At 66.8% G+C, this 19,599-nt stretch carries 26 protein-coding genes and 1 tRNA gene; 16 read left to right on the forward strand and 11 right to left on the reverse strand.

The window, feature by feature from the left end:
* Positions 1–75: 75 nt before the first annotated feature.
* From H8B22_RS09370 to H8B22_RS09390, 5 genes are all read left to right on the forward strand, one after another.
* Complete coding sequence (locus H8B22_RS09370; protein ID WP_187711170.1) at positions 76–582, forward strand: hypothetical protein; 507 nt, start codon at positions 76–78, stop codon at positions 580–582.
* Between the two features lie 151 nt (positions 583–733).
* Positions 734–1,537, forward strand: coding sequence for a TSCPD domain-containing protein (locus H8B22_RS09375; RefSeq protein ID WP_187711171.1), 804 nt, complete (start codon positions 734–736; stop codon positions 1,535–1,537).
* Between the two features lie 75 nt (positions 1,538–1,612).
* Positions 1,613–2,338 (forward strand): FRG domain-containing protein, encoded by a 726-nt coding sequence (locus H8B22_RS09380; protein ID WP_187711172.1) that lies wholly within the window; start codon positions 1,613–1,615, stop codon positions 2,336–2,338.
* Positions 2,339–2,396: 58 nt separating this feature from the next.
* On the forward strand, positions 2,397–3,344 hold the full coding sequence (locus H8B22_RS09385) for a tetratricopeptide repeat protein (protein ID WP_187711173.1): 948 nt from the start codon (positions 2,397–2,399) through the stop codon (positions 3,342–3,344).
* Between the two features lie 179 nt (positions 3,345–3,523).
* A complete protein-coding gene (locus H8B22_RS09390) occupies positions 3,524–3,967 on the forward strand; it encodes a hypothetical protein (RefSeq protein WP_187711174.1) in 444 nt (147 codons plus the stop codon).
* Between the two features lie 70 nt (positions 3,968–4,037).
* Here the strand turns inward: H8B22_RS09390 and H8B22_RS09395 are convergent, their stop codons facing one another.
* The 3 genes from H8B22_RS09395 to H8B22_RS09405 all read right to left on the reverse strand — a co-directional run bounded on the left by H8B22_RS09395 (position 4,038) and on the right by H8B22_RS09405 (position 6,325).
* Positions 4,038–4,964 carry a YeeE/YedE thiosulfate transporter family protein gene (locus H8B22_RS09395; protein ID WP_208456883.1) on the reverse strand — a complete coding sequence of 309 codons (927 nt, stop codon included), beginning with the start codon at positions 4,962–4,964 and terminating at the stop codon, positions 4,038–4,040.
* A 228-nt stretch (positions 4,965–5,192) separates the two neighbouring features.
* Positions 5,193–5,624 carry a nuclear transport factor 2 family protein gene (locus tag H8B22_RS09400; RefSeq protein WP_187711175.1) on the reverse strand — a complete coding sequence of 144 codons (432 nt, stop codon included), beginning with the start codon at positions 5,622–5,624 and terminating at the stop codon, positions 5,193–5,195.
* Positions 5,625–5,749: 125 nt separating this feature from the next.
* Complete coding sequence (locus H8B22_RS09405) at positions 5,750–6,325, reverse strand: TMEM175 family protein (protein ID WP_187711176.1); 576 nt, start codon at positions 6,323–6,325, stop codon at positions 5,750–5,752.
* Between the two features lie 415 nt (positions 6,326–6,740).
* Here H8B22_RS09405 and H8B22_RS09410 point away from each other — a divergent pair, with 415 nt between their 5' ends.
* Both H8B22_RS09410 and H8B22_RS09415 read left to right on the forward strand, forming a co-directional pair.
* Positions 6,741–6,941 carry a hypothetical protein gene (locus H8B22_RS09410; protein WP_187711177.1) on the forward strand — a complete coding sequence of 67 codons (201 nt, stop codon included), beginning with the start codon at positions 6,741–6,743 and terminating at the stop codon, positions 6,939–6,941.
* Positions 6,942–7,176: 235 nt separating this feature from the next.
* A complete protein-coding gene (locus H8B22_RS09415) occupies positions 7,177–7,542 on the forward strand; it encodes a hypothetical protein (RefSeq protein ID WP_187711178.1) in 366 nt (121 codons plus the stop codon).
* 51 nt (positions 7,543–7,593) lie between these two features.
* On the opposite strand, the gene H8B22_RS09420 is transcribed toward H8B22_RS09415, so the two are convergent.
* A complete protein-coding gene (locus tag H8B22_RS09420; RefSeq protein ID WP_187711179.1) occupies positions 7,594–8,127 on the reverse strand; it encodes a tetratricopeptide repeat protein in 534 nt (177 codons plus the stop codon).
* Positions 8,128–8,328: 201 nt separating this feature from the next.
* Here H8B22_RS09420 and H8B22_RS09425 point away from each other — a divergent pair, with 201 nt between their 5' ends.
* Together H8B22_RS09425 and H8B22_RS09430 are read left to right on the forward strand one after the other, a co-directional pair.
* Positions 8,329–9,354, forward strand: coding sequence for a proline iminopeptidase-family hydrolase (locus H8B22_RS09425; RefSeq protein ID WP_187711180.1), 1,026 nt, complete (start codon positions 8,329–8,331; stop codon positions 9,352–9,354).
* 20 nt (positions 9,355–9,374) lie between these two features.
* Positions 9,375–9,797, forward strand: coding sequence for a PaaI family thioesterase (locus H8B22_RS09430; protein WP_187711181.1), 423 nt, complete (start codon positions 9,375–9,377; stop codon positions 9,795–9,797).
* 101 nt (positions 9,798–9,898) lie between these two features.
* On the opposite strand, the gene H8B22_RS09435 is transcribed toward H8B22_RS09430, so the two are convergent.
* Positions 9,899–9,974 (reverse strand) — tRNA-Gly (locus H8B22_RS09435).
* 166 nt (positions 9,975–10,140) lie between these two features.
* The gene (locus tag H8B22_RS09440) at positions 10,141–11,262 is read right to left on the reverse strand and encodes a c-type cytochrome (protein ID WP_208456884.1); all 1,122 of its coding nucleotides are present in this window, start codon (positions 11,260–11,262) and stop codon (positions 10,141–10,143) included.
* A gap of 290 nt (positions 11,263–11,552) precedes the next feature.
* Here H8B22_RS09440 and H8B22_RS09445 point away from each other — a divergent pair, with 290 nt between their 5' ends.
* The 3 genes from H8B22_RS09445 (at position 11,553) to H8B22_RS14755 (ending at position 12,645) form a co-directional block, all read left to right on the forward strand.
* Positions 11,553–11,798, forward strand: coding sequence for a DUF1653 domain-containing protein (locus tag H8B22_RS09445; protein WP_187711183.1), 246 nt, complete (start codon positions 11,553–11,555; stop codon positions 11,796–11,798).
* Positions 11,799–11,856: 58 nt separating this feature from the next.
* Positions 11,857–12,267 (forward strand): alpha/beta fold hydrolase, encoded by a 411-nt coding sequence (locus H8B22_RS14750; RefSeq protein ID WP_208456885.1) that lies wholly within the window; start codon positions 11,857–11,859, stop codon positions 12,265–12,267.
* A gap of 111 nt (positions 12,268–12,378) precedes the next feature.
* Positions 12,379–12,645, forward strand: coding sequence for an alpha/beta fold hydrolase (locus H8B22_RS14755; RefSeq protein ID WP_208456886.1), 267 nt, complete (start codon positions 12,379–12,381; stop codon positions 12,643–12,645).
* A 96-nt stretch (positions 12,646–12,741) separates the two neighbouring features.
* Here H8B22_RS14755 and ald read toward each other — a convergent pair whose 3' ends face one another.
* Positions 12,742–13,860 carry an alanine dehydrogenase gene (gene ald, locus H8B22_RS09455; RefSeq protein WP_187711184.1) on the reverse strand — a complete coding sequence of 373 codons (1,119 nt, stop codon included), beginning with the start codon at positions 13,858–13,860 and terminating at the stop codon, positions 12,742–12,744.
* A 153-nt stretch (positions 13,861–14,013) separates the two neighbouring features.
* Between ald and H8B22_RS09460 the strand changes: the two genes are divergently transcribed.
* Positions 14,014–14,487 (forward strand): Lrp/AsnC family transcriptional regulator, encoded by a 474-nt coding sequence (locus H8B22_RS09460; RefSeq protein WP_187711185.1) that lies wholly within the window; start codon positions 14,014–14,016, stop codon positions 14,485–14,487.
* A gap of 53 nt (positions 14,488–14,540) precedes the next feature.
* On the forward strand, positions 14,541–15,176 hold the full coding sequence (locus H8B22_RS09465; protein WP_187711186.1) for a VOC family protein: 636 nt from the start codon (positions 14,541–14,543) through the stop codon (positions 15,174–15,176).
* A 3-nt stretch (positions 15,177–15,179) separates the two neighbouring features.
* Here the strand turns inward: H8B22_RS09465 and H8B22_RS09470 are convergent, their stop codons facing one another.
* Complete coding sequence (locus tag H8B22_RS09470) at positions 15,180–15,488, reverse strand: hypothetical protein (protein WP_187711187.1); 309 nt, start codon at positions 15,486–15,488, stop codon at positions 15,180–15,182.
* Between the two features lie 86 nt (positions 15,489–15,574).
* Complete coding sequence (locus H8B22_RS09475; protein ID WP_187711188.1) at positions 15,575–15,784, reverse strand: dodecin; 210 nt, start codon at positions 15,782–15,784, stop codon at positions 15,575–15,577.
* 263 nt (positions 15,785–16,047) lie between these two features.
* Between H8B22_RS09475 and H8B22_RS09480 the strand changes: the two genes are divergently transcribed.
* Positions 16,048–17,061, forward strand: a complete 1,014-nt coding sequence (locus H8B22_RS09480) for a hypothetical protein (RefSeq protein WP_187711189.1) — start codon at positions 16,048–16,050, stop codon at positions 17,059–17,061.
* A gap of 67 nt (positions 17,062–17,128) precedes the next feature.
* Here the strand turns inward: H8B22_RS09480 and H8B22_RS09485 are convergent, their stop codons facing one another.
* Positions 17,129–17,932, reverse strand: a complete 804-nt coding sequence (locus H8B22_RS09485) for a thiol:disulfide interchange protein DsbA/DsbL (RefSeq protein ID WP_187711190.1) — start codon at positions 17,930–17,932, stop codon at positions 17,129–17,131.
* 156 nt (positions 17,933–18,088) lie between these two features.
* The gene (locus tag H8B22_RS09490; RefSeq protein WP_187711191.1) at positions 18,089–18,556 is read right to left on the reverse strand and encodes a hypothetical protein; all 468 of its coding nucleotides are present in this window, start codon (positions 18,554–18,556) and stop codon (positions 18,089–18,091) included.
* A gap of 9 nt (positions 18,557–18,565) precedes the next feature.
* Here H8B22_RS09490 and H8B22_RS09495 point away from each other — a divergent pair, with 9 nt between their 5' ends.
* The gene (locus tag H8B22_RS09495) at positions 18,566–19,474 is read left to right on the forward strand and encodes a hypothetical protein (RefSeq protein WP_187711192.1); all 909 of its coding nucleotides are present in this window, start codon (positions 18,566–18,568) and stop codon (positions 19,472–19,474) included.
* Positions 19,475–19,599: the final 125 nt, after the last annotated feature.

Genomic DNA, 19,599 nt, shown 5'->3' on the forward strand with positions numbered 1-19,599 from the left:
CGATTTCGCAACACCGCAGTACCGATTGTTTGTCCCGATAAAACCAGCAAGGCATAGCGCCCGCGAGGAGGGCACATGAGCAACGGGAATGGAGTGACCGCGACCCTGTCCCAGGCCGCCGAAGCGGTGAAGGAAACCGCATCCAACGTTGGCGAGGCCATCGCCAACACCGCCGTGGCCAAGGCGGTGAAGAAGCGCGCCAGCAAGGCCAGGAAGGCAGCCACGCAGGCGAAGAAGGCCGCCAGCAAGGCCGTGAGCAAGGCCAAGAAGAAGCTCGCTTCCGCCTCCGCCGCGGCGAAGAAGGAAGCCAGCGCCCTGAAGGCCAAGGTCACCGGCAAGAAGGCTGCCAAGAAGGCTGCCAAGAAGGCCACGAAGAAGACGGCAAAGAAGGCCGCCAAGAAGGCGACGAAGAAGGTCGCCAAGAAGGCAGCGAAGAAGGCCGTCAAGAAGACCGCACGCAAGGCGACGAAGAAGGCCGCCACGCGCAAGGCACCCGCCAGGAAGGCGGCGAAGAAGGCAGTGAAGAAGGCGACCAAGCGGCCGGCAAAGAAGGCCGCGAAGAAAGTCGCCCGCAGGAAGTAAGCGGCACCGCAACACGCATCACCAGAAACACGCAGCAACCAGAACAGAAAGCCCCGATTGGTGACCGCGCCCCACGCGGGCGCGGTCACCGCACTGAACCACTTGGCGCCGCGACCACGCGCGCCCCCACGCAACACCAGGAACCACGTCGATGACCGTCAAGATCAACAAGAAAATCAAGGGTTACGCCGTCGTCACCGCCGACGACAAGGCCAAGGAAGCGGTCAAGGCCGAATCCGTCTCGCGCATCGCCGCCGAGGCCGAAGCCAAGCCCATGGCCGACGTCATCCAGATGCACGAGCGCGTCGAGCGCCCCGAAGTGCTGATCGGCTCCACCTACAAGATCAAGACGCCGCTGGTCGAACACGCCATGTACGTGACGATCAACGACATCGTCCTCAACCCGGGCACCGAGCACGAACTGCGCCGCCCGTTCGAGGTCTTCATCAATTCCAAGTCGATGGACCACTTCCAGTGGATCGTCGCCCTGACCCGCATCATGTCCGCCGTGTTCCGCAAGGGCGGCGACGTCACCTTCCTGGTCGACGAGATGCGCGCCGTGTTCGACCCGCGCGGCGGCTACTTCAAGGCCGGCGGCGTGTACATGCCGTCCCTGGTCGCCGAGATCGGCGCCGTGGTCGAAGAGCACCTCAAGTCGATCGGCCTGATGCACGACCCGGAAATGAGCGACGCCACCCGCGCCCTCATCAACGAGAAGCGCAAGGCCTACGAAGACCGCGCAAAAAAAAAGTCTGAAGTAGTCACCGCCGGCGAGATGGGCGGCGCCATGAGCGCCGACGTCGACGCCCGCACCGAGGAAGTCATCGAAGTCACCGGCGAGGGTGCGTCGTTCCCGCCGTCGGCGACCATGTGCCACAAGTGCTCCACCAAGGCGGTGGTGATCATGGATGGGTGCGCGACTTGCTTGAATTGTGGGTATAGCAAGTGCGGGTGAGTAGTTGATTCGAGACGTCTGAGAGGGTCAGGTTCCTTCTGGATCTGGCCCTTTTCTTTGAGGTGCAGGATTCCGATGGCCAAGAACCCTGGGCAGAGTTGGTTGGATCTGTATCAAGAACTGTCCTCGACAGTAGGAGCCGTGGGTAGTGACCCTGTCTTCTATCGCGGGCAGCGGGACGCTAGCTGGCCGCTCAAGCCTGGCCTTGCTCGTCAAAATGTGAACAGATCAGATGTTCTCGAGCAGATTGCATATTTTGATTTTGTGACGCGGGCCGGCGGGCTCCTGAAATCGGCATCCTCGTGGGAAACGCTGCTAACGATGCAGCACCACGGCATACCAACGCGTTTGCTGGATTGGTCGAACACCTTGGGTGTTGCTCTGTACTTTGCCCTGAAGGACTCAACAGCGGATGCTGCTGTATGGGTCTTGAACCCATTCGAGTTCAACGAAGCCTGCTGGAATAGCGCAACGGTGCCGATGCCGTTCGAGCTCGGCGGTGAGTACAGCGATTATTTCATTAGCGATACCAAGGCCTTTGAGTACGACGTTGTTGCAATCAGTCCAGCGCGGCACAACCCAAGAATAGACAGGCAGCAAGGGGGGTTTACGCTACATGGCGTCCTGGACAGACCTCTGGATGAGCTTCATCCGAAACTGGTCAGGAAGTTCGTTATCCCCAAGTCATTGCATGAAGATGCGTGGCGATTCTTGAGGATGTCTGGTATTTCAGAGTTCTCCTTGTTTCCTGATTTGGATGGACTGGCAAGGGAAATATGCTTGGAGCATTTTCGCTATTGATGCGCGGTCGCCGTAGCTCGGAAATAAAGGGTCGGGTTCATTTACGCGTCGGCTGTAAATGAACCTGACCATTTTTACTGCTGATCAGGAAGAACTGCCCGCAAAACAGGGGTCAGAGTCGACTTTTTCCGTAGGCGCTGAGCCAGCATTGAAATCATCACACTATTTTTTGGGGAGTCAGATGAGTTTTCGCAACGCGCTTGGCCTGATCATGCTTTGCACTGCTGGCTGCGTCGGACCGGGTAGTGCAACGGCCGCGAAAGTTGAGGCCTGTGCCGACGCCAGCACGCCGCAGAAGGCGATTGCGGCTTGTTCGGTATTGATTGAGTCCGGGGAAATCACGGGCAAATCGCTGGGAAGCGCGCGGTTCAATCGCGCCTCCGCTTACTTTATGACCGGCGCTCAGGATCTGGCACTTGCCGATCTCAACGAGGCCATGCAATTGCTGCCCAGTGATGCGCGGGTCTACGGCCTGCGCGGTGCCGTGCGCGGCATGAAGGGCGATCTCGATGGCGCCATTGCCGATTTCACCGTGTCCATCGATGGCGATCCCTCTTTGGTTGACTCGTATACCAACCGCGGCAAGGCCTTCTCGGACAAGGGCGAGTTCGAGCGCTCGATTCCGGACTTTGACCGCGCGTTGAAGCTGCAACCGAACAATGCGTTTGCGCTTAATGGTCGGTGCTGGTCCCGCGCCGTGCTGAACATCGATCTGGATGCTGCACTGGCCGACTGCAATGCCGGCGTCGAAGCGGGCGGCGATGACCTCGCCAATACACTCAATACCCGAGGTTTTGTGCATTTCCGGCGCGCTGAATATCGCGAATCCATCGAGAGTTACGACGCCTCCCTTCAACAGAACCCTCGTGCGGCGTCGTCCTATTACGTTCGCGGCTTGTCAAAGCAAGCATTGGGCGAGCAGGGGGCGGACGCCGACATCGCTCAGGCGTTGTCGTTGGAGCCTGGCATCCGCGAGCGTTACGCGCGTTACGGCGTCAATCCGTAAGGGTAAAAGGGGCAGCGTCCATGCTTAAACACCCAAATAAAGGGGTCAGGTTCATTTTCGCGTCGGCTATAAATGAACCTGACCCTTTTTACTGATTGTCCGCCCGACACTAGCGGACGCGAACCCCGTTGATTCGGCCGGATGCGGTCCACTACCTTTACCGCGACGACGACGCTTGGGTGACCATGGAATTGTTGCCAATCCTGCTGATGCCGGTGTTTCTGGCACTGGTCATCTACCAGACGCTGGAGGGGCGCAAGCGGGTCAAGCGCGAGCTGCGCAACACCTTCCTCGCGCTGCGCTTCACCACGCCCGGCGGCGTCGCAGGCGGCGACGCAATGCGCGTGATCAAGGTCTACAAGCAGGGCGTTCCCTTCATCTACGACGATGTCTTCAACCTCCCGGTCGGGCCACGGCACATTTCCGATTCCTTCTGGTACTGCGTCGGCCCCGGGCCCTCGTACTTCCTCGCCATTCCGCTGGTCGAAGCGGGCCTGGGTCGCGTAAAGGTGAGTTGGGTGGTGCGCCCGCTATCGGCGGAACGCATGCACGCTGCGCTCGTCGATGACGAACACGCATTGCGCGAGGCGTTTGGTCCGAACCCAGGTGACCTTCTGGCGTGAGCCAGCCTAGGGGTCTGGGATGGCTTTCCTTCCCCTTTTCGCGCGGCCTGCGGCCTTACCCCGCCAGTCGTCAGCGTGGACGTGCGAGTAGGACCGCAACGTAGATGGTCACGCACATGCTCGCGAAGGAGAGCCAGGCGTACGGCCATAGCAGTGGCATGCCGACGAAGACCAGGCCATCGCTGCCGCCGGGAATCAACGCGGCACCGATTCCCATGAGACCTCCCCCGACAAGACAGCGTCCGGTCCGGGCTGCTGTCGGCACCTTGGGTCTCAAACCAACCGTCCAGCCCCCCAGTACAGCGCCGGCCATCAGTGCGACCAACAGCAGCGACGCCCGCATCGTGTCGAAGGGCCTGCCACGCGCAAGCTCGCCGAGCGTCTCGGTATAGGTCCAACCGCCTACCGTCAGAAGTACGACCAGGAACGCGACTCCGCTGATTGACGTCGCGACATGCGGGGACCAGAAGTAACGCAAGGGACCGTGACCTGTCCGCCAGGCACGCCATCCGTGGGTTGCCAGCCGGAGTGCCAGGATCAGGATGCACACGATCGCCACCCAGCCTGGGGCATCAAGAACAAGGGATTTCCCGGCGAGGTGCTCGGGTGCGGCCATGCGCGACATCGCCAGGCTGCCGAGGAAGAATCCGATCGGGGTAGCCAGATAGGCCCATTGGCCTGACCCGATGCGCGCAATCGTGCCAATGGCGCAGGAGCGATTGCAGAACGCGCCAATGCCGAGCACGACGCCGCCGGCGACCGTGGCTGCGCTGGTGGCATAGCCGCGCGGAATGATGGGCAGAAGCCCCAATGCGCTCAGGAGCACAAGCCCGCCACCGACCAGGACCGACGCTTCGATCAGCGCAAGCAGTCGGCCCGGACGGCGTTCGCTCACGAGCTCGACGATGGACGCGACGGCACAGGTGCCGCCGCGCTGGGTGGCAAATCCCAACAGGCAGACTGCTGCCAATCCAATCAGGAAGTTCGGGGTCTCCATCGGCGAGCGACTCCCGGAACAAGCACGCCCGGTCATTGATAGCACCGGGCAAGGACCGGCGCCACGATGCCCCTCGCTGTGCGGGTCATCCGGTGGTGGATGAATCCGGCCCTCGGATCAAGCCAGCGTCGCCCGGGTAAGCGAAGCACATCCGGGTGCTTTTCGTAACGCGGCGAGATTCAACCCCGGGTGCGGCTACGCCTCACCCGGGCTACGGTTTACCTCGGATCACTTCGGTTTGCTGTACCAGAGCGCGTTGACGATGATCCAGCGCTCGTCGAACCGGCCCATGTGGAAGTAGTCGACGAACCACGGCGTTTCCAGTCGCACCGATGCGGCGTTGCCGATCACGTCGAGTACGCGGCAGCTGCGGCTCCACTGTTCCTTGGGCGTCTTCAGCGCGCCCTCGCGGGTCAGCCCGACCAGTTCCTCCTTGCCCATGCGACGCAGGCCGAGCCGCTCGTACGGGGTGTCGCCCAGCACCATGCGCTTGGCAAGGTCCGGGTGCAGTGCGCGCGCAACGCGTTCGGGGTCGGCTTCCAGCTGGCCGTCCACGTAGTCGAAGCAGGTCGCCTCGATGGCGGCGATGGTGGCCGGATCGGCAACGGGTGGCGTGGCTGCCGCGCCAGCGGCGGCGAGAAACAGGGAAAGCGCGGACATCGTTCCTCCATGAGGTTGCGTGATGGGTGCAGGGCTATTGGACGATACCGGCCCCCGCCCTGTCTGCGGGCTGCGCCGAAGCGTGGGTAGTGTGCAGGGGCGTCGGGCGGCGACCCGACAGCGCATCACGCACCGGGCGGGCCGGGCCTGAGGTAGACGATCAGGCACACCAGGCACAGCGCGAGCGCGGCGAGCGGGACGAACAATCCGACCAGCGCCGCCAGCACGAACAACGCCAGCGTGAACACCGCGCGTTGCCGCATCCGGAGTCGCGCCCAGGCGGGAACGGCTTCGTCCGGAGCGCGGCCGATCAGCTCCTCGATCAGGCACAGGTAGGCCGCGTTGACCAGGATGAAGACCAGCGCATAGAACGAGACCGGCGCGGGCGCCAGCCGGCTCTGCGCCATCCACGCGGTCGACAGCGGCACCAGCGACATCGCGAACAGCAGCGCGAAGTTGGTCCACAGCAGGCGCGGCGTGGCTTCGCGCGCATGCCGCAGCAGGTAGTGGTGGTTCATCCACACGATGGCGATGAACAGGTAGCTCATGCTGTAACTCACCCAGCGTGGCCACAGCGCGAGCAGTGCGGCGTAGGTCGGCTGCGCGGGCGGGTGCAGTTCCAGCACCAGGATGGTGATCAGGACGGCGAAGACGCCGTCGGAGAAGAGCGTCAGGCGTTCGGGGGTGGCTTTGGGGGGCATGGGCCGGTCCCGAGGGGCGGGAGTCGCGAGCAGGGTACGTCGTTCCGCTGCAACCGCGTAACCGCATAAGGCGGGCTTGAGCCTGCCCTAACCGACATCTATCGCAGGTGGGCCCTGGCCCACCAATGCAACGGATACAGCCGGCGCGGTGAAAGAGGCGCCCGGCACGAGCGTCGCGCGTGGTGGCGCTGACGAGCGGTCGTCATCGGCGCGGGTCGATGCCGAACCTGTAACACGCGGGTGATCGCGCCGACAGGCGCACGCAGGTTGCGACGCAACGTCGCAACGGCCTCGGTCGCGTCCGTTGCCCGTCCCTGGATTTTCCCGGCGCGCGTTTCCGCAGCCCTTGCCAGGCGCAACAACATTGCGGCGAACGCGCCCTTCGCTACGTTTTCTGGTGGCTCAAGGAGTACACATGAACCCGCTACTGCAATCGCTCAACTTCCGGCTGAAGCGCGTGTTTCGGATTGACGCTGCCGATGCGCCCCGTGCAACCCAGAAGGTCGTGACGCGTGAGGGTTGGCCGCCCTTGTCCGCCACGCCCTTGCTTCGCCGGCGGCGTACCGATGCACTGCCGTGGTTTCCGCACGGTCCTCGCGATGACTGGAAGCGCTAGGCCGCCTGGGGCGCAATGAGTGAGCGGCGACGCATTACGCCTGCGGCGGATGCGCGTTCCGGTTTCCGTGCAGGCGCCGATGGGGCGGCCCGGTTCAAGCTTTCGCCTGCGCCATGGGCCATTGCGTCCGCCGGGGGCAGCGGTTGCTACCATGACGCACCCGAGTCCGGGTACGTCAGGCGAGCATCATGGAAGTTTGCGGTCCTTCATCCCCGGCCTTCGTGCAGGGCCCGGCATGATTCGCGACATCCGAATCTTTCCGGAAGCGCGCCGGCTGGAAATGAAGTTCGTCGGCGGCATCGGCGTGCAGGATCGCCTGGACACGCTGGCGCTGGTGGCGCCGCTGATCGCCAACCGCACGCTCGACCGCATATTGATCAACTTCAGCGCGGCCTGGCATGAGCCGCCGCTGGACAAGGGCGGCGTCCCGTTCGAGGAAACCTTGCGGCAGACCGGTGAATACGCCGGGTGCCGCGTCGCGTTCGTCAGCCGGCCGCATCCCTATGCCGCGCCGAAGGGCGACGACACGACCGCGCTGGGCTTCGAGTTCCAGTGCTTTTCCGGACTGCATGCCGCGCAGGCCTGGCTCGAAGCGCCTTAACCACAATCCCGGGGAAAGGCCGGGCGCACCCGACCCTTCCCCTGCGCAGGATTACTCCTGCGGCTTCACGCCCAGGTAGGCGCCGGCCATGTGCTCGCTCATCCACGGATCGTTGTTCTCGATCTCGAGCGCGCGATCGAACAGGCGTTCGGCGGTGGCGCGGTCGCCCTGCAGCAGGTAATGCGCGCCCACTTCGGCCAGGCCCTTGCCGTCGTCGGGATTGCGGGCGAGGAAGCCGTCGAACAGCGGCTTGGCCTTGGCCCATTCGCCCGCTTCGGCGTACACGCGGGCGATGCGGTAGACGTCGCTGTCCTCGTGCTTGCCGTTGAGCAGGGCGTCGAAGATCGCCTGGCCTTCGGCCTTGAAGCCGCCCAGGTAATACACGCGGCCCGCGCCGATGCGCTCCCAGCTGCCGTTCTTGCCGGACTGCACCAGCGCCATCTCGAGCAGCGCGCGCGCGGCATCCTTCGGCGCCTTCTCGTGGTAGGTGGCGGGCGTCGGCCGCAGCTTCTGCGCGGCGAAGCCCACGCCGATGCCGGCGGCGAACAGGAACGCGGCGGTGGCCGCGGTGATGCGTACCTTCATGGATTGCTTCCCCTTGTGATGCGTGGAGGCGCGAGGCGCCCGGATCGTCCCTGGCGAACAAGCCATGGCCGAGGCGGAGTCTAGCGTCCGCTCCTGCATCCGCGAATGTGCCCGCGCGGCGGCGATGCGGTTGATGCACGGTGCGAACTGGCCGCGCCCGGGGCGCTAGACTCCATCGACGCACCGCCTGCGGAGAACCCCATGTTCCGGTTCCTGTTCGCGCTATCGATCGGCCTGCTGTTCGTTTCCCCCCTCTTCGCCGCCGACCCACCCACGCTGCGTGGGTACCACTCGAACGCCAACCGTTCCGACGCTTGGCAAGGCGGCGTCCGCATGATCCCCATCCACACGCCGGTCGGCGACTTCCGCGTGTGGACCCGGCGTGTCGGCAACAATCCGCGCATCAAGGTGCTGTTGCTGCACGGCGGGCCCGGTGCCACGCACGAGCCGTTCGAGGTATTCGATTCGTTCCTGCCCGCCGAGGGCGTCGAGTACTACTACTACGACCAGCTCGGTTCCTACTACAGCGACCAACCCGACGATCCGAAGTTGCTGGCGATCGATCGCTTCGTCGACGAAGTGGAGCAGGTGCGCCAAGCGCTCGGCCTGGACAAGGACAACTTCTACCTGCTTGGCCATTCGTGGGGCGGCATCCTCGCGATGGAGTACGCGCTCAAGCACCAGGAGCATCTCAAGGGCCTGGTGATCTCCAACATGATGTCGAGCATTCCGGCGTACAACCGGTATGCGAACGACGTGCTCATGCCGCAGCTCGATCCGGCGGCGCTCGCCGAACTGCGCAGGCTCGACGCGGCGAAGGACTACGCGAACCCGCGCTTCGAGGAGCTGCTGGTTCCGCACTACGAGCAGCACTTCCTGCGCCGTCCGATCGCCGAGTGGCCGGAGCCGGTGCTGCGCGGTTTCGTCAAGCACCTGAACCGCAAGGTCTACGTGCCGATGCAGGGGCCGAGCGAGCTCGGCGCCGGCGGCGTCCTCGCCGACTGGGATCGTACCGGCGAGCTGGCCAGGATCACCGTTCCCACGCTCGTCATCGGCGCGAAGTACGACACGATGGATCCGGCGTGGATGGAGATGATGAGCAAGCGCCTGCCGCACGGCGAGTACCTCTACCTGCGCAACGGCAGCCACGCGGCGTTCTACGACGACCAGGACGCTTACTTCGCCGGGTTGCTGAAGTTCCTGCGAGAGGTCGACGGCGCCCGTTAGCACCGCCCCGGAGAACCGCCGTGTCCAGCCTGCACGAACGCATCGCCAGCAGCTTCGCCGCGCAAGGTCTGATGACGACGCTGGGCGCGCAATTGCTGCACATCGCGCCCGGCGAAGTGCGGATTGCGCTGCTGCCGCGCCCGGAGCTGTCGCAGCAGCACGGCTACATCCATGCCGGCGCGCTCACCAGCGTGCTCGACAGCGCCTGCGGTTACGCCGCGCTGACCGTCGCGCCTGCGGAGTGCGACGTGCTCACCGTCGAGTTCAAGATCAACTTCGTGCGGTCCGCGGTCGCCGATCGTTTCGTCGCCATCGGCCGGGTCACCAAGGCGGGCAGGACCCTGACGGTGTGCCAGGGCGAAGTGGTCGGCGAGAGCGATTCCGGGCAGGAGACGATCGCGGTGATGCAGGCCACGATCATCAACCTTGCCGGCGGGCGCTGATTCGCCGCGAAGCGGGCGTGAGCGGCGCTGCTCCGGGTTCGCATCGGTGTTGGCGCGCGCTGGAAACGACAACGCCCCGCAAGCGGGGCGTCGTACTGAACTGGAGCGGGAAACGAGACTCGAACTCGCGACCCCGACCTTGGCAAGGTCGTGCTCTACCAACTGAGCTATTCCCGCGGAGGGCGCGAAGTGTACGCAAACCCGCGCCGTTGGGAAATGGGGGCATCGCAAACCGGACACGCAGCCCGGGTAAGCGCAGCGCACCCGGGAGCTTTTCGTCACGCCGCGGGATTCAAACCCGGGTGCGGCCTGCGGCCTTACCCGGGGCCCACGGTGCGCCGCCTCACAGCGTCTTCAGGTACTCGACCAGGTCGCTGCGCTGCGCGGGCGTCAGGCGCAGCCCGAGCGCGGTGTCGTAGTGCGTGACCACGTCGGCCAGCGTCGCAGCGCTGCCGTCGTGGAAGTACGGCGGGTGTTGCCACAGGCCGCGCAGCGGCGTGGTGCGGTAGGCCTTGGTCGCGGTGCGTGCGGCGTAGGCGCCGTCCATGCCGGTTTCGCCGGGCAGGTGCAGCCGGCCGCTGTTGTTGTCGGTGCCGGTGGCGCTGACGTGGCAGCCCTTGCAGTTCTTGGCGAAGACGGCGCGTCCGCGCAATGCGGCGATGGCGTCGTAACTGCCGGCCGGCGGCACCGGCGCGTGCAGGCTGAGCTGGTAGGCGCGCAGCGCCGGCAGTTTCGGCGTCACCAGGTCGGGCGTCTGCACGATGTCGATGCCCAGGCGTGGGTCGGCGAAGTTGCCGTGGCCGCCCATCTGCGTGACCGCGACGTAGGCATTCCAGTACGCCACCGGGCCGTCGCCGGTATAGGTCTCGTTGCGCACGTGCTGCAGGCCGTAGGCCGGCGGCAGCACCAGCGGCGTGCTCAGGCCGTCGATGCTGAAACGTGGGTCGTACCGGCCCGGTCCCCAGCTGCGGTAGACCGCCTTCGCGGCGTCCGACACCGCGGGCGAGAGCGCGATGATCGCGCCCGGATCGAGGTCGCGGTTCGGCCAGCCATCGAGGCGGTGGCCGACGCCGGGCGCGGCCGAGTCGTCGACGGTGGAATGGCACAGCGCGCAGGTGATGCCCAGGCGGGTGATGCGGTTGTCGGCGCTGATGCTCGCCTTCAGTCCGATCACGGCATCGAGCTTCAGCAGCGCGATCGTGGTGGCCGGATCGTCGAGGTCGGCGCTGGCGAGCAGGCCCGGCGGCAATGCATCGGCATCCACCTTCAGGCCCACGGCGAGCGCCGTCACCGGCGGCACCGTTTCCACGACTTCGTGCATGCGCAGGCGATCGGTCCACTGCTGTTCGTCGCCGAAGGTGTCGTAGCGGAAGATCTGCCGGCCCTGCTCGATCAGGGCCGGCGACAGCGCGTGCGGCCGGTTGCGCTGGGTCGCCTGCGTGGCCCGTGCCTCGGCGGTGCTCATCCTGCAGCCGGTGAGCGCGCCGCCGGCTGCGAGGGCGAGGGCGATGAGCGTCGTGAATGCGCGGTGTGGTGGTGCGCGGTGTGTTGATGCCGTCATGGCCGTGCTCGCGAACGCGAGGGCTGCGTTCTGTTGGACGCAGGCTACGCCGCGCCGTTGCGACGGAGCCTGGGTACGTGTGTAAAGGAAGCGGGCCGCGATCCGATGTTCCGCGGCTTCAATGCGGACTGGAGCTGCGCGCAGGAAGGTGGCGCGAATGCCTGCACTAGCGCGGTTCCGTTAGCATTGCGCCCATGTCGACACTGCCTGCATTGCCCGTGCTGCCGCCGGGCCGCTACCGCCACTACAAGGGCAACGATTACGAAGTCGTCGCGGTGGTGCGCCACAGCGAAACCCTCGAGCCGCTGGTCCTGTACCGCGCCTTGTACGGCGAAGGCGGGTTGTGGGTGCGCCCGTATGCGATGTTCGTCGGGAACGTGTCGATTGAGGGCCGCACGGTGCGACGATTTGCACCGGTCGATGCGGCGGGCATGGAGTAGCGGCGGCCGGCGTGACGATCGCGATAGGGTTGTCGCATCGCTGCCAGATCCATCCCGCATGACTTCCCTGCGCATCGAAGACGTCTTCGCGGACGTGTCCGGAGGCCGCACGTTCGTGCGCCGCTGGTTGCCGGCGTTGCCGGTGACCGGCGTGCCCATCGTGCTGCTGCACGATTCGCTCGGCAGCGTCGAACAATGGCGCGACTTTCCCGCAGGACTGGCCGAGCGCCTGCAGTGCGAGGTCATCGCCTACGACCGGCCCGGCTTCGGACGTTCGACGCCACGCCACGATGCCCCGTCGTTGGACTTCATCGCCGACGAGGCGCGCAGCCACTTCCCAGTCCTGCGCGCGGCACTGGGGCTGGGCGACTTCGGCCTGCTCGGTCACAGCGTGGGTGGTGCGATGGCGGTGGTGATCGCGGCGACGCACGCCGACAGCTGCCGCTTCCTGGTGACCGAATCCGCGTAGGCCTTCGTCGAGGCGCGCACGCTGGACGGCATCCGCACGGCCAAGGCGCAGTTCGCGGATGCGGCGCACTTCGCGCGGCTGGCGCGCTGGCACGGCGAGCGCGCGCGCTGGGTGCTGGAGGCGTGGACCGAGGTCTGGCTGGATCCGCGCTTCGCCGGTTGGAGCCTCGATGCCTGGCTGTCGCAGGTGCGTTGCCCCGTGCTCGCGATCCACGGCGACGGCGACGACTATGGTTCGGTGGCATTCCCCGAACGCATCGCCCATGGCGTGTCCGTACCGGCGCAGCTGGCAGTGATGAAGCAGTGCGGGCACGTGCCGCACCGCGAGCGCCCGGACGAGGTGCTGGGGCTGGTGGCGGATTTCATCGCGCGCGGTTAGCGCACGGCGCAGCACGAAGCGGCGGCAAAAAAGAAGGGACAGGCATGGCCCGTCCCTTCCTGCATCGCGATACCGCTGCCGCGATGGCGGCGTGGCTCAGAGGCCGAGGACCTGCTCCGCCGACACGTACGGCAGGTTGTGCGCCTGCGCGACCGGCTCGCAGGTGACCTTGCCTTCGCAGACGTTGAGGCCGTTGCGCAGGTGCACGTCCTGCGCCAGCGCCTTCTTCCAGCCGTTGTTGGCCAGCGCCAGGGTGAAGGGCAGGGTCACGCTGTTGAGCGCGAAGGTCGAGGTGCGCGCGACCGCGCCCGGCATGTTCGCCACGCAGTAGTGCACGACGCCGTCGACGACGTAGGTCGGGTCCGCATGCGTGGTGGCGTGCGAGGTTTCCACGCAGCCGCCCTGGTCGATGGCGACGTCGACGATCACCGCGCCCTGCTTCATGGTCTTGACCATTTCCTTGGTCACCAGCTTCGGCGCGGCGGCGCCCGGCACCAGCACGGTGCCGATCAGCAGGTCGGCGCGGCGCACCAGTTCCTCGATCGCGGCGCGGGTGGAGAACACCGTAGAGATCGAGGTGCCGAACTGCGCGGCCAGGCGCTTGAGCGCGTCGGCCGAACGGTCGACGACGGTGACCTTGGCGCCCATGCCGACGGCAATCGTCGCGGCATGCGTGCCGGACACGCCGCCGCCGAGGATCACGACTTCCGCGGCCGGCACGCCGGGCACGCCGCCCAGCAGCACGCCACGGCCGCCCTGGGCCTTTTCCAGCGAATGCGCGCCGACCTGCGGGGCGAGGCGACCGGCGACTTCCGACATCGGGGTCAGCAGCGGCAGCGAGCCGTTCGGCGCGGTGACGGTTTCGTAGGCGATGCAGACGGCGCCCGAGTCGATCAGGTCCTTGGTCTGCGGGGCATCGGGGGCGAGGTGCAGGTAGGTGAAGAGGATCTGGCCCGGGCGCAGCTTCTTGCGCTCCTCGGCCAGCGGCTCCTTCACCTTCACGATCATGTCGGCGTTGGCGAAGATTTCGTCGGCGGTCTCGATGATCTTGCCGCCGGCGGCGACGTAGTCGGCGTCGGACAGGCCCGCGCCGAGGCCGGCGCCCTTCTGCACCAGCACTTCATGGCCGTTGTGCACGAGTTCGTGCACGGACGACGGAATGAGGCCGACGCGGTACTCGTGGTTCTTGATTTCCTTGGGTACGCCGATACGCATGAGCTGGATCTCCCGGTGGTGGGCGTCGGCCGTCCCGACGTTTTGTGGTGCGGGAGTATGGACGAAGGATTGCGCATTTTGTCGCGAATTTTGTTGATCCCGAGGGCCGTTTGTCGCATGGTTGTTCGTGAACAGGCGGATTGATCGAACAAAATGCGAACACCGGAACCGGCCATCGACGAGCGCGACCGCGCCATCCTCCGCCTGCTGCAGGAAGACGGCCGGCTGACCAACATGGAGCTGGCGCAGCGGATCAACCTGTCGCCGTCGGCCTGCCTGCGCCGGGTCAAATTGCTGGAGGAAGCCGGGCTGATCTCGCGCTACGTGATGCTGCTCGACGAGAAGGCGGCGGGCCTGCCGGGCACCGCCTTCGTGCTGGTGACGCTCGACCAGCAAGGGCGCGCGGCGCTCGATGCCTTCGAGGCGGCGATCCAGCAGCACCCGGAAGTCACCGAGTGCTGCCTGCTCGCCGGCGTGGCCGATTACATGGTGCGCGTGGCCTATGCCGATTCGGCCGACTTCGAGCGCATCCACACCGAGATCCTCACCCAGTTGCCCGGGGTGGTGCGCGTGCAGTCGACGCTGGCGCTGCGCACGGTGAAGAAGACCACCGCGCTGCCGGTCTGACCTGCCGGCAGGCGGGTAGGGTAATTCGCCGTGCGCGGGACTACCGTTGGCGCATGACCCGAGCCCGCGGCCGCCTGCGCCATGACGACCTGCTCACGCCCGCGGAATGGCGCGTGGTCGAGGCGGTGCGCCACGGCCTGGGCAATCCCGCCATCGCGCGACGCCTGCACGTCAGCGTCGATGCGGTGAAGTACCACGTCGCCAACGCGCTGCAGAAGCTCGGCCTCGCCGATCGGGTGGCCTTGCGCGCCTGGGACGGCGTGCGCCGCGACAGCGCCCTTTACCGGAGCAGTACCCGCATGAACACCGAGATCGCCCTGGGCCCCGTCGGCCAGATCGCGCGCAGCGTGAAGGACATCGCCGCGGCCCGCGCCTGGTACGCCGACGTGCTCGGCCTCACCCACCTGTATTCGTTCGGCAAGCTCGCCTTCTTCGATTGCGATGGCCTGCGCCTGTTCCTGTCGGAGCGTGGCCCTTCCGAAGGCGACGGCGGCAGCGCGGAATCGCTGCTGTACTTCCGCGTCGCTGACATCCGTGCGGCGCACGCCGCGCTCGCCGCGCGCGGGGTGGAGTTCACCCACGCGCCGCACCTGATCCACACCCACGCCGACGGCACCGAGGAATGGATGGCGTTCTTCAAGGACAACGAAGGCCGGCCGCTCGCGCTGATGGCGCAGGTGCAGCCGTAGGCGTCAGGGCCGGCGCAGGCGGCGGGCGCGCGCGAGTTCCTCAACGTCGCTGACCCGGAACTCGACCGTGACGCGGCTGCCGGGCATCACGCCCCAGCGGATGCCGATGCGGGCCAGGCGCGTTTCCACCTCGGCGCGCATGTCCGCGGGAGCGAGGGCGAGGATCGCGTCGTGGCGTTCGGCCCACGCGCTCGCCAGCGCGAAGACGCTGGTGTGGCGCAGGTAGAGGTTGGGCATTTCCGCTTCAAGTTCGGCCAGGCGCGCTTCCATGGCGCTGGCGGCGTCATCGTCGGTCACATGGCTGGAAGGCATGGCTTCCCCTGGCGTGGGCGATCCCTGTCGACGAAGGTCCTTGCGTGCGGCCGCAGCTTACGCCCGATGGCCATCGCGCCGACGCCTCACTCTTCCAGGGTAAAGCCGACCTTCAGCGTGACCTGCCAGTGCGCGACCTTGCCGTTCTCGACGTGGCCGCGGGTCTCGATGACCTGGAACCAGCGGATGCTGCGCATCGAAATGGACGCGCGCTCGATCGCGGTGCGGATCGCGTCGTCGCTGCTGGTCTTCGACGAGCCGGTGAGTTCCAGCGACTTGTAGACGTGATCGGTCATGGCAGCGCTCCTGTTCTGGAGGGTGGTGGGCATCCTGATCAACGCCGTGTGCGTCGGGCTGCGGTCACGGCGTGGTGGCGCGGGACGTGCGGGTTGCAGTGCGTGCGGTTGTAGCGGGCCCGGTGTGACGGGCGTGTTGTAGCGGATGCGCCGTAAGGATTTGTTGCCGCCGATCGGCCGCCGCCGGCGCGTTGAACCGGCGCGTTGAAAACACCACGCGATCCCGGCATCGTCGCTGCATCGGGCGCGAGGATCGGACGGACGTGAAGCAGATGGCGTGGGGATGGGCCGTGCTGTGCGGCATGGCGTTGTGCGTGGGGCTGCCAGGGGGCGTGCAGGCCAAGGAATTCAGCAAGGACGGCCCGGTCACCACCGATCGCACCGTCACCTGGCCCGTGCCGTGGCAGCAGGGTCGCCGGCTCGAATACGACGAGGTCAACGAAACGGTGGTGATCCACGACAGCAGCGAATCGCGCAGCACCAGCACCTCGATCGCCGCGGTGGAGATCATCGAAGCCGGTGGTGACGGCTACCTCCAGCGCTGGACCTGGCGCGAAGGGCAGACGCGCGACGAGGGCGTCGACGAAACCGTGCGTCGCGCCGCGGCGGCGATGGTGAAGGGAATGGAGGACCTGCCGCTGGACGTGCGCCTCGACCGCGACGGCGCCTACGTCGCCGTCGCCAACATCGGCGACCTGTCGCGCAAGGCGCGCACGGGCGTGCACCGCGCGACGGAGGCGTTGTTCGCCGAGGCGAAGCGGCCGCTGTCCAAGGCCGAGCAGAAGGGCATGCTCCGCATGCTCGATATGCTGACCACGCCGGTGGCGCTGGAGAACCTGGTCGCCACGCTGGCCTCGCGCTACAACTTCGTCAGCGGCGGCGGACTCGCGCCGGGCAAGGAGTACGCGTACGACGACGAGGGGCCCAATCCGTTCGGCGGCGCTCCCTTCCCCATGCGCAACACGATGCTGCTGGAACCCGATGCGCAGGACGGCTGGTACCTGGTCCAGTGGACCATGGTCATGGACCGGGAGAAGGGCAGCGCGGTGCTGGCCGATGCGGTGACGCGGCTGCTGCAACGCAGCGGCGGGAAGGTGCCGACGGCGGAACTCGATGCCGCGCGCGCGAAGGTGCTCGAAGACACCGATGTGAACTTCTCGGCGCGCTACCGCGTCGATGCCGCGACCGGGATCGTGCAGTGGATGCAGCTGGTGCAGGCCAAGCGCGTGGGCGGGCGCAACACCGTGCAGACCTCGACCCTCACCCTGCGCCACTGACGGCGCCGGGCGATGTGCGCTCCGGCAACTGCCGGAGCGCACTGGAGCGGAGCGTACTCGATCGAAATCAGCCGCCGTTCCTGGCCGCGCGCTCCATGGCGATCAGGTGGTCGGCGATGCGCAGCTTGTCTTCCCAGCTGTTGCCGCCGGTGATGCGGTACTTGCCGTCGATGACGAGCGTGGGCGTGCTCGACACGCCGCTGCGCAGCATGAACTGCTTGCCGCGGGCGATCTTGGTGTTGACCGCGAAGCTGTTCATCTGGGCGAGGAACTGCGCCGGGTCCGCGCCGTAGCCGGCGTAGAACTCCGCGATCTTCTTCTCGTCGGGCTTGTCGCCTTCACCGGGCATGGTGTTGGTCACGTGGATGGCGCTGATCAGCGCGTCGTGCGAGCGCTTGACCAGGCCCATCGACTCGGCGACGTAGAACGACTTCGCGTACGGATTCCATTCCGGACCGAACGGCGCCGGCACATAGGTGAAGCGGACGTCGGCCGGCAGCTTCTTCTCCCAGGCGCTCACGGCCGGGTGGAAGCTCGCGCAGGCCGGGCACACGTAGCCGAACACTTCGACCACTTCGACCTTGCCGTCCAGCGGCTGGTACGGCTGGCCACCGGCGATCTCCTCGTAATCGGTGCCGGCCACGGGCGCGGGGCCTTGCGGCGCGACGACCGGATTGGTGTTCGGCGCTTCCGGTTCGGCAGCGGCCGGTGCCGCGACGGGCGCGGTGGTGGCCGGCGCGGCCTCGGCCGGCACAGTCGTGGTGGCGGCCGGCGCCGGCGTGGCAGGCGCGGCGGCTTCGGGCGCCTGCTGTTGCGAGCAGGCGGCCAGGGTCAGCAGGGTGAAGAGCAGGGGAGCCAGGCGCAGATTCATCGTGAACTCTCGGCGTGGGTGGAGCGCTGGCGCGGCGGCGCCAGGCGGGTGGCAAGGATAGCCCGTGCCGCAACCGCGAGTACCGCGCAGTTCCAATGCCGTCGCAAACGAACGCGCCCGGCGTGGGGCCGGGCGCGGAGGTCGTGGCTGCGTCGCTCAGTACGGTTGCAGGCCGAGGATCGCCTGCAGCACCGACGCGAGGATCACGTAGTTGCCGTCGTCGTAGCGGCCGTAGCGGTAACCGCGGCCATAGCCGTCCTCGTAGCCGCGGCGGAAGGCCTGGCGGAAGTAGTGGTTGTACTCCGCCTGGTCGACGTAATAGCCGTAGTAGCCATAGTTGGCGTCGGCGTAGGCGAAGTTGTTGCGGTAGTCGTAGCGCCAGCCGTCGTAACGGTCGGCTTCGCCGGCGCGATAGCCCTGGTCGTAGCCCAGGCGCACGGCCTGGCGCAGGAGATCGGCGGAGTAGCGGTTGACCTCGTACCAGCGCCCCGCGCGCAGGTAGCGGTAGCTCGGCGGCGTGTAGTAGTACGGGTCGTTGTAGTAGCTGTAGTTGCGCGAGTACCAGCGGTCGCTGAGGTTGCGCTGGCCCTGCCAGTACTGCTGCTGGTAGCGGTACTGGCGCATGCGGCGGTCGTGCTGGAGCGCGCTGATGCGGCTGCGTTCGGCGGCCTGGCGTGCCTGTGCTTCGCGGCGGTATTGCGCCGTGCGCTGCTGCTGCAGCTCGATGCGGCGGTTGCGCTCCTGTTCCGACAGGCGCGCGTCACGGCGGGCATCGTCGCGGTGGGCGTCATCGCGATGCGTGCGTTCGGCGTCGCGACGGGCGTCTTCGCGGCGGGCGCGTTCGGCATCGCGGCGGGCATCGGCCTGGCGCTGTTCGGCGTCGCGGCGCGCCTGGTCATTGGCGTCGTCGCGTCCGCGGCGATCCATATCGCGCCATACGGGTTGCTGCTCGCGTTCGCGGTGCTGCGCGGCCTGGCGCTGGGCCGCGTCGCGCTCGCGAACGTCACGCGCCTGCGCGTTGCGCTCGCGCAGTTCGCGCTGGTGCTCGTCGCGCTGGCGTTCGGCCTGCAGGCGCTGTTCCGACGCGCGCTGCCGGGCCTCTTCCTGGCGCTGGCGGGCGTCTCGGGCTTCATCCTGCTGCTCGCGCTGGCGCGTGACGTCGGCCTGACGCGCATCATTGCGGGCGTCGTTGCGTTCGCGCGCCGCCTCGCGTTCGCGTTCCTGCAGCGCGCGCCGATCCGGACGCGACGGCGCGAACGCTTCGTTCTGCCGCCCCGCTTCCGCGCGCTGCGCATCCTCGTGCGCCTTGCGGCCCTTGCCGCGTGCTTCGTCGCGGCGGCTGTTGTCCTGTTTGTTGTCGTCCTGCTTGTCTTCGCGTTGTTGTTCGGCGGTGCCGCGATCGTGTTCGCGCGCCAGCACCGGGCTGGCCAGGACGATCGCCAGGGCCAGCGCGGTGGCGCGGCCGAGGAGCGGGATGCGGGTGTTCATTGCGGTCTGCCTGCGTGGTGGCTGCTGTGCGCAGTTAGCGGCTGGCGCGCTTAATCCTTTCTGAGAATTCGCGCGTGGCGCGTAGCGCGTTCAGCTTCCGCTGGGGTGGCCGACCGGCAGAGGGAAACGGCGGGCGGCCAGCGGCCGCCACGCCGTGGTGCCAGGGGCGACGCCGGGCG

The sequence above is a fragment of the Lysobacter terrestris genome (genome assembly GCF_014489475.1).
GTDB lineage: Bacteria > Pseudomonadota > Gammaproteobacteria > Xanthomonadales > Xanthomonadaceae > Agrilutibacter > Agrilutibacter terrestris.

Excerpts from the sequence above, each read along its gene's own strand:
- H8B22_RS09370 (WP_187711170.1), top strand. The coding sequence starts at position 76 with ATGAGCAACGGGAATGGAGTGACCGCGACCCTGTCCCAGGCCGCCGAA.
- H8B22_RS09375 (WP_187711171.1), top strand. The coding sequence starts at position 734 with ATGACCGTCAAGATCAACAAGAAAATCAAGGGTTACGCCGTCGTCACC.
- H8B22_RS09380 (WP_187711172.1), top strand. The coding sequence starts at position 1,613 with ATGGCCAAGAACCCTGGGCAGAGTTGGTTGGATCTGTATCAAGAACTG.
- H8B22_RS09385 (WP_187711173.1), top strand. The coding sequence starts at position 2,397 with ATGAACCTGACCATTTTTACTGCTGATCAGGAAGAACTGCCCGCAAAA.
- H8B22_RS09395 (WP_208456883.1), bottom strand. The coding sequence starts at position 4,964 with ATGGAGACCCCGAACTTCCTGATTGGATTGGCAGCAGTCTGCCTGTTG.
- H8B22_RS09400 (WP_187711175.1), bottom strand. The coding sequence starts at position 5,624 with ATGTCCGCGCTTTCCCTGTTTCTCGCCGCCGCTGGCGCGGCAGCCACG.
- H8B22_RS09405 (WP_187711176.1), bottom strand. The coding sequence starts at position 6,325 with ATGCCCCCCAAAGCCACCCCCGAACGCCTGACGCTCTTCTCCGACGGC.
- H8B22_RS09410 (WP_187711177.1), top strand. The coding sequence starts at position 6,741 with ATGAACCCGCTACTGCAATCGCTCAACTTCCGGCTGAAGCGCGTGTTT.
- H8B22_RS09415 (WP_187711178.1), top strand. The coding sequence starts at position 7,177 with ATGATTCGCGACATCCGAATCTTTCCGGAAGCGCGCCGGCTGGAAATG.
- H8B22_RS09420 (WP_187711179.1), bottom strand. The coding sequence starts at position 8,127 with ATGAAGGTACGCATCACCGCGGCCACCGCCGCGTTCCTGTTCGCCGCC.
- H8B22_RS09425 (WP_187711180.1), top strand. The coding sequence starts at position 8,329 with ATGTTCCGGTTCCTGTTCGCGCTATCGATCGGCCTGCTGTTCGTTTCC.
- H8B22_RS09440 (WP_208456884.1), bottom strand. The coding sequence starts at position 11,262 with ATGAGCACCGCCGAGGCACGGGCCACGCAGGCGACCCAGCGCAACCGG.
- H8B22_RS09445 (WP_187711183.1), top strand. The coding sequence starts at position 11,553 with ATGTCGACACTGCCTGCATTGCCCGTGCTGCCGCCGGGCCGCTACCGC.
- H8B22_RS14750 (WP_208456885.1), top strand. The coding sequence starts at position 11,857 with ATGACTTCCCTGCGCATCGAAGACGTCTTCGCGGACGTGTCCGGAGGC.
- ald (WP_187711184.1), bottom strand. The coding sequence starts at position 13,860 with ATGCGTATCGGCGTACCCAAGGAAATCAAGAACCACGAGTACCGCGTC.
- H8B22_RS09460 (WP_187711185.1), top strand. The coding sequence starts at position 14,014 with ATGCGAACACCGGAACCGGCCATCGACGAGCGCGACCGCGCCATCCTC.
- H8B22_RS09465 (WP_187711186.1), top strand. The coding sequence starts at position 14,541 with ATGACCCGAGCCCGCGGCCGCCTGCGCCATGACGACCTGCTCACGCCC.
- H8B22_RS09470 (WP_187711187.1), bottom strand. The coding sequence starts at position 15,488 with ATGCCTTCCAGCCATGTGACCGACGATGACGCCGCCAGCGCCATGGAA.
- H8B22_RS09475 (WP_187711188.1), bottom strand. The coding sequence starts at position 15,784 with ATGACCGATCACGTCTACAAGTCGCTGGAACTCACCGGCTCGTCGAAG.
- H8B22_RS09485 (WP_187711190.1), bottom strand. The coding sequence starts at position 17,932 with ATGAATCTGCGCCTGGCTCCCCTGCTCTTCACCCTGCTGACCCTGGCC.
- H8B22_RS09490 (WP_187711191.1), bottom strand. The coding sequence starts at position 18,556 with ATGCGCCAGTACCGCTACCAGCAGCAGTACTGGCAGGGCCAGCGCAAC.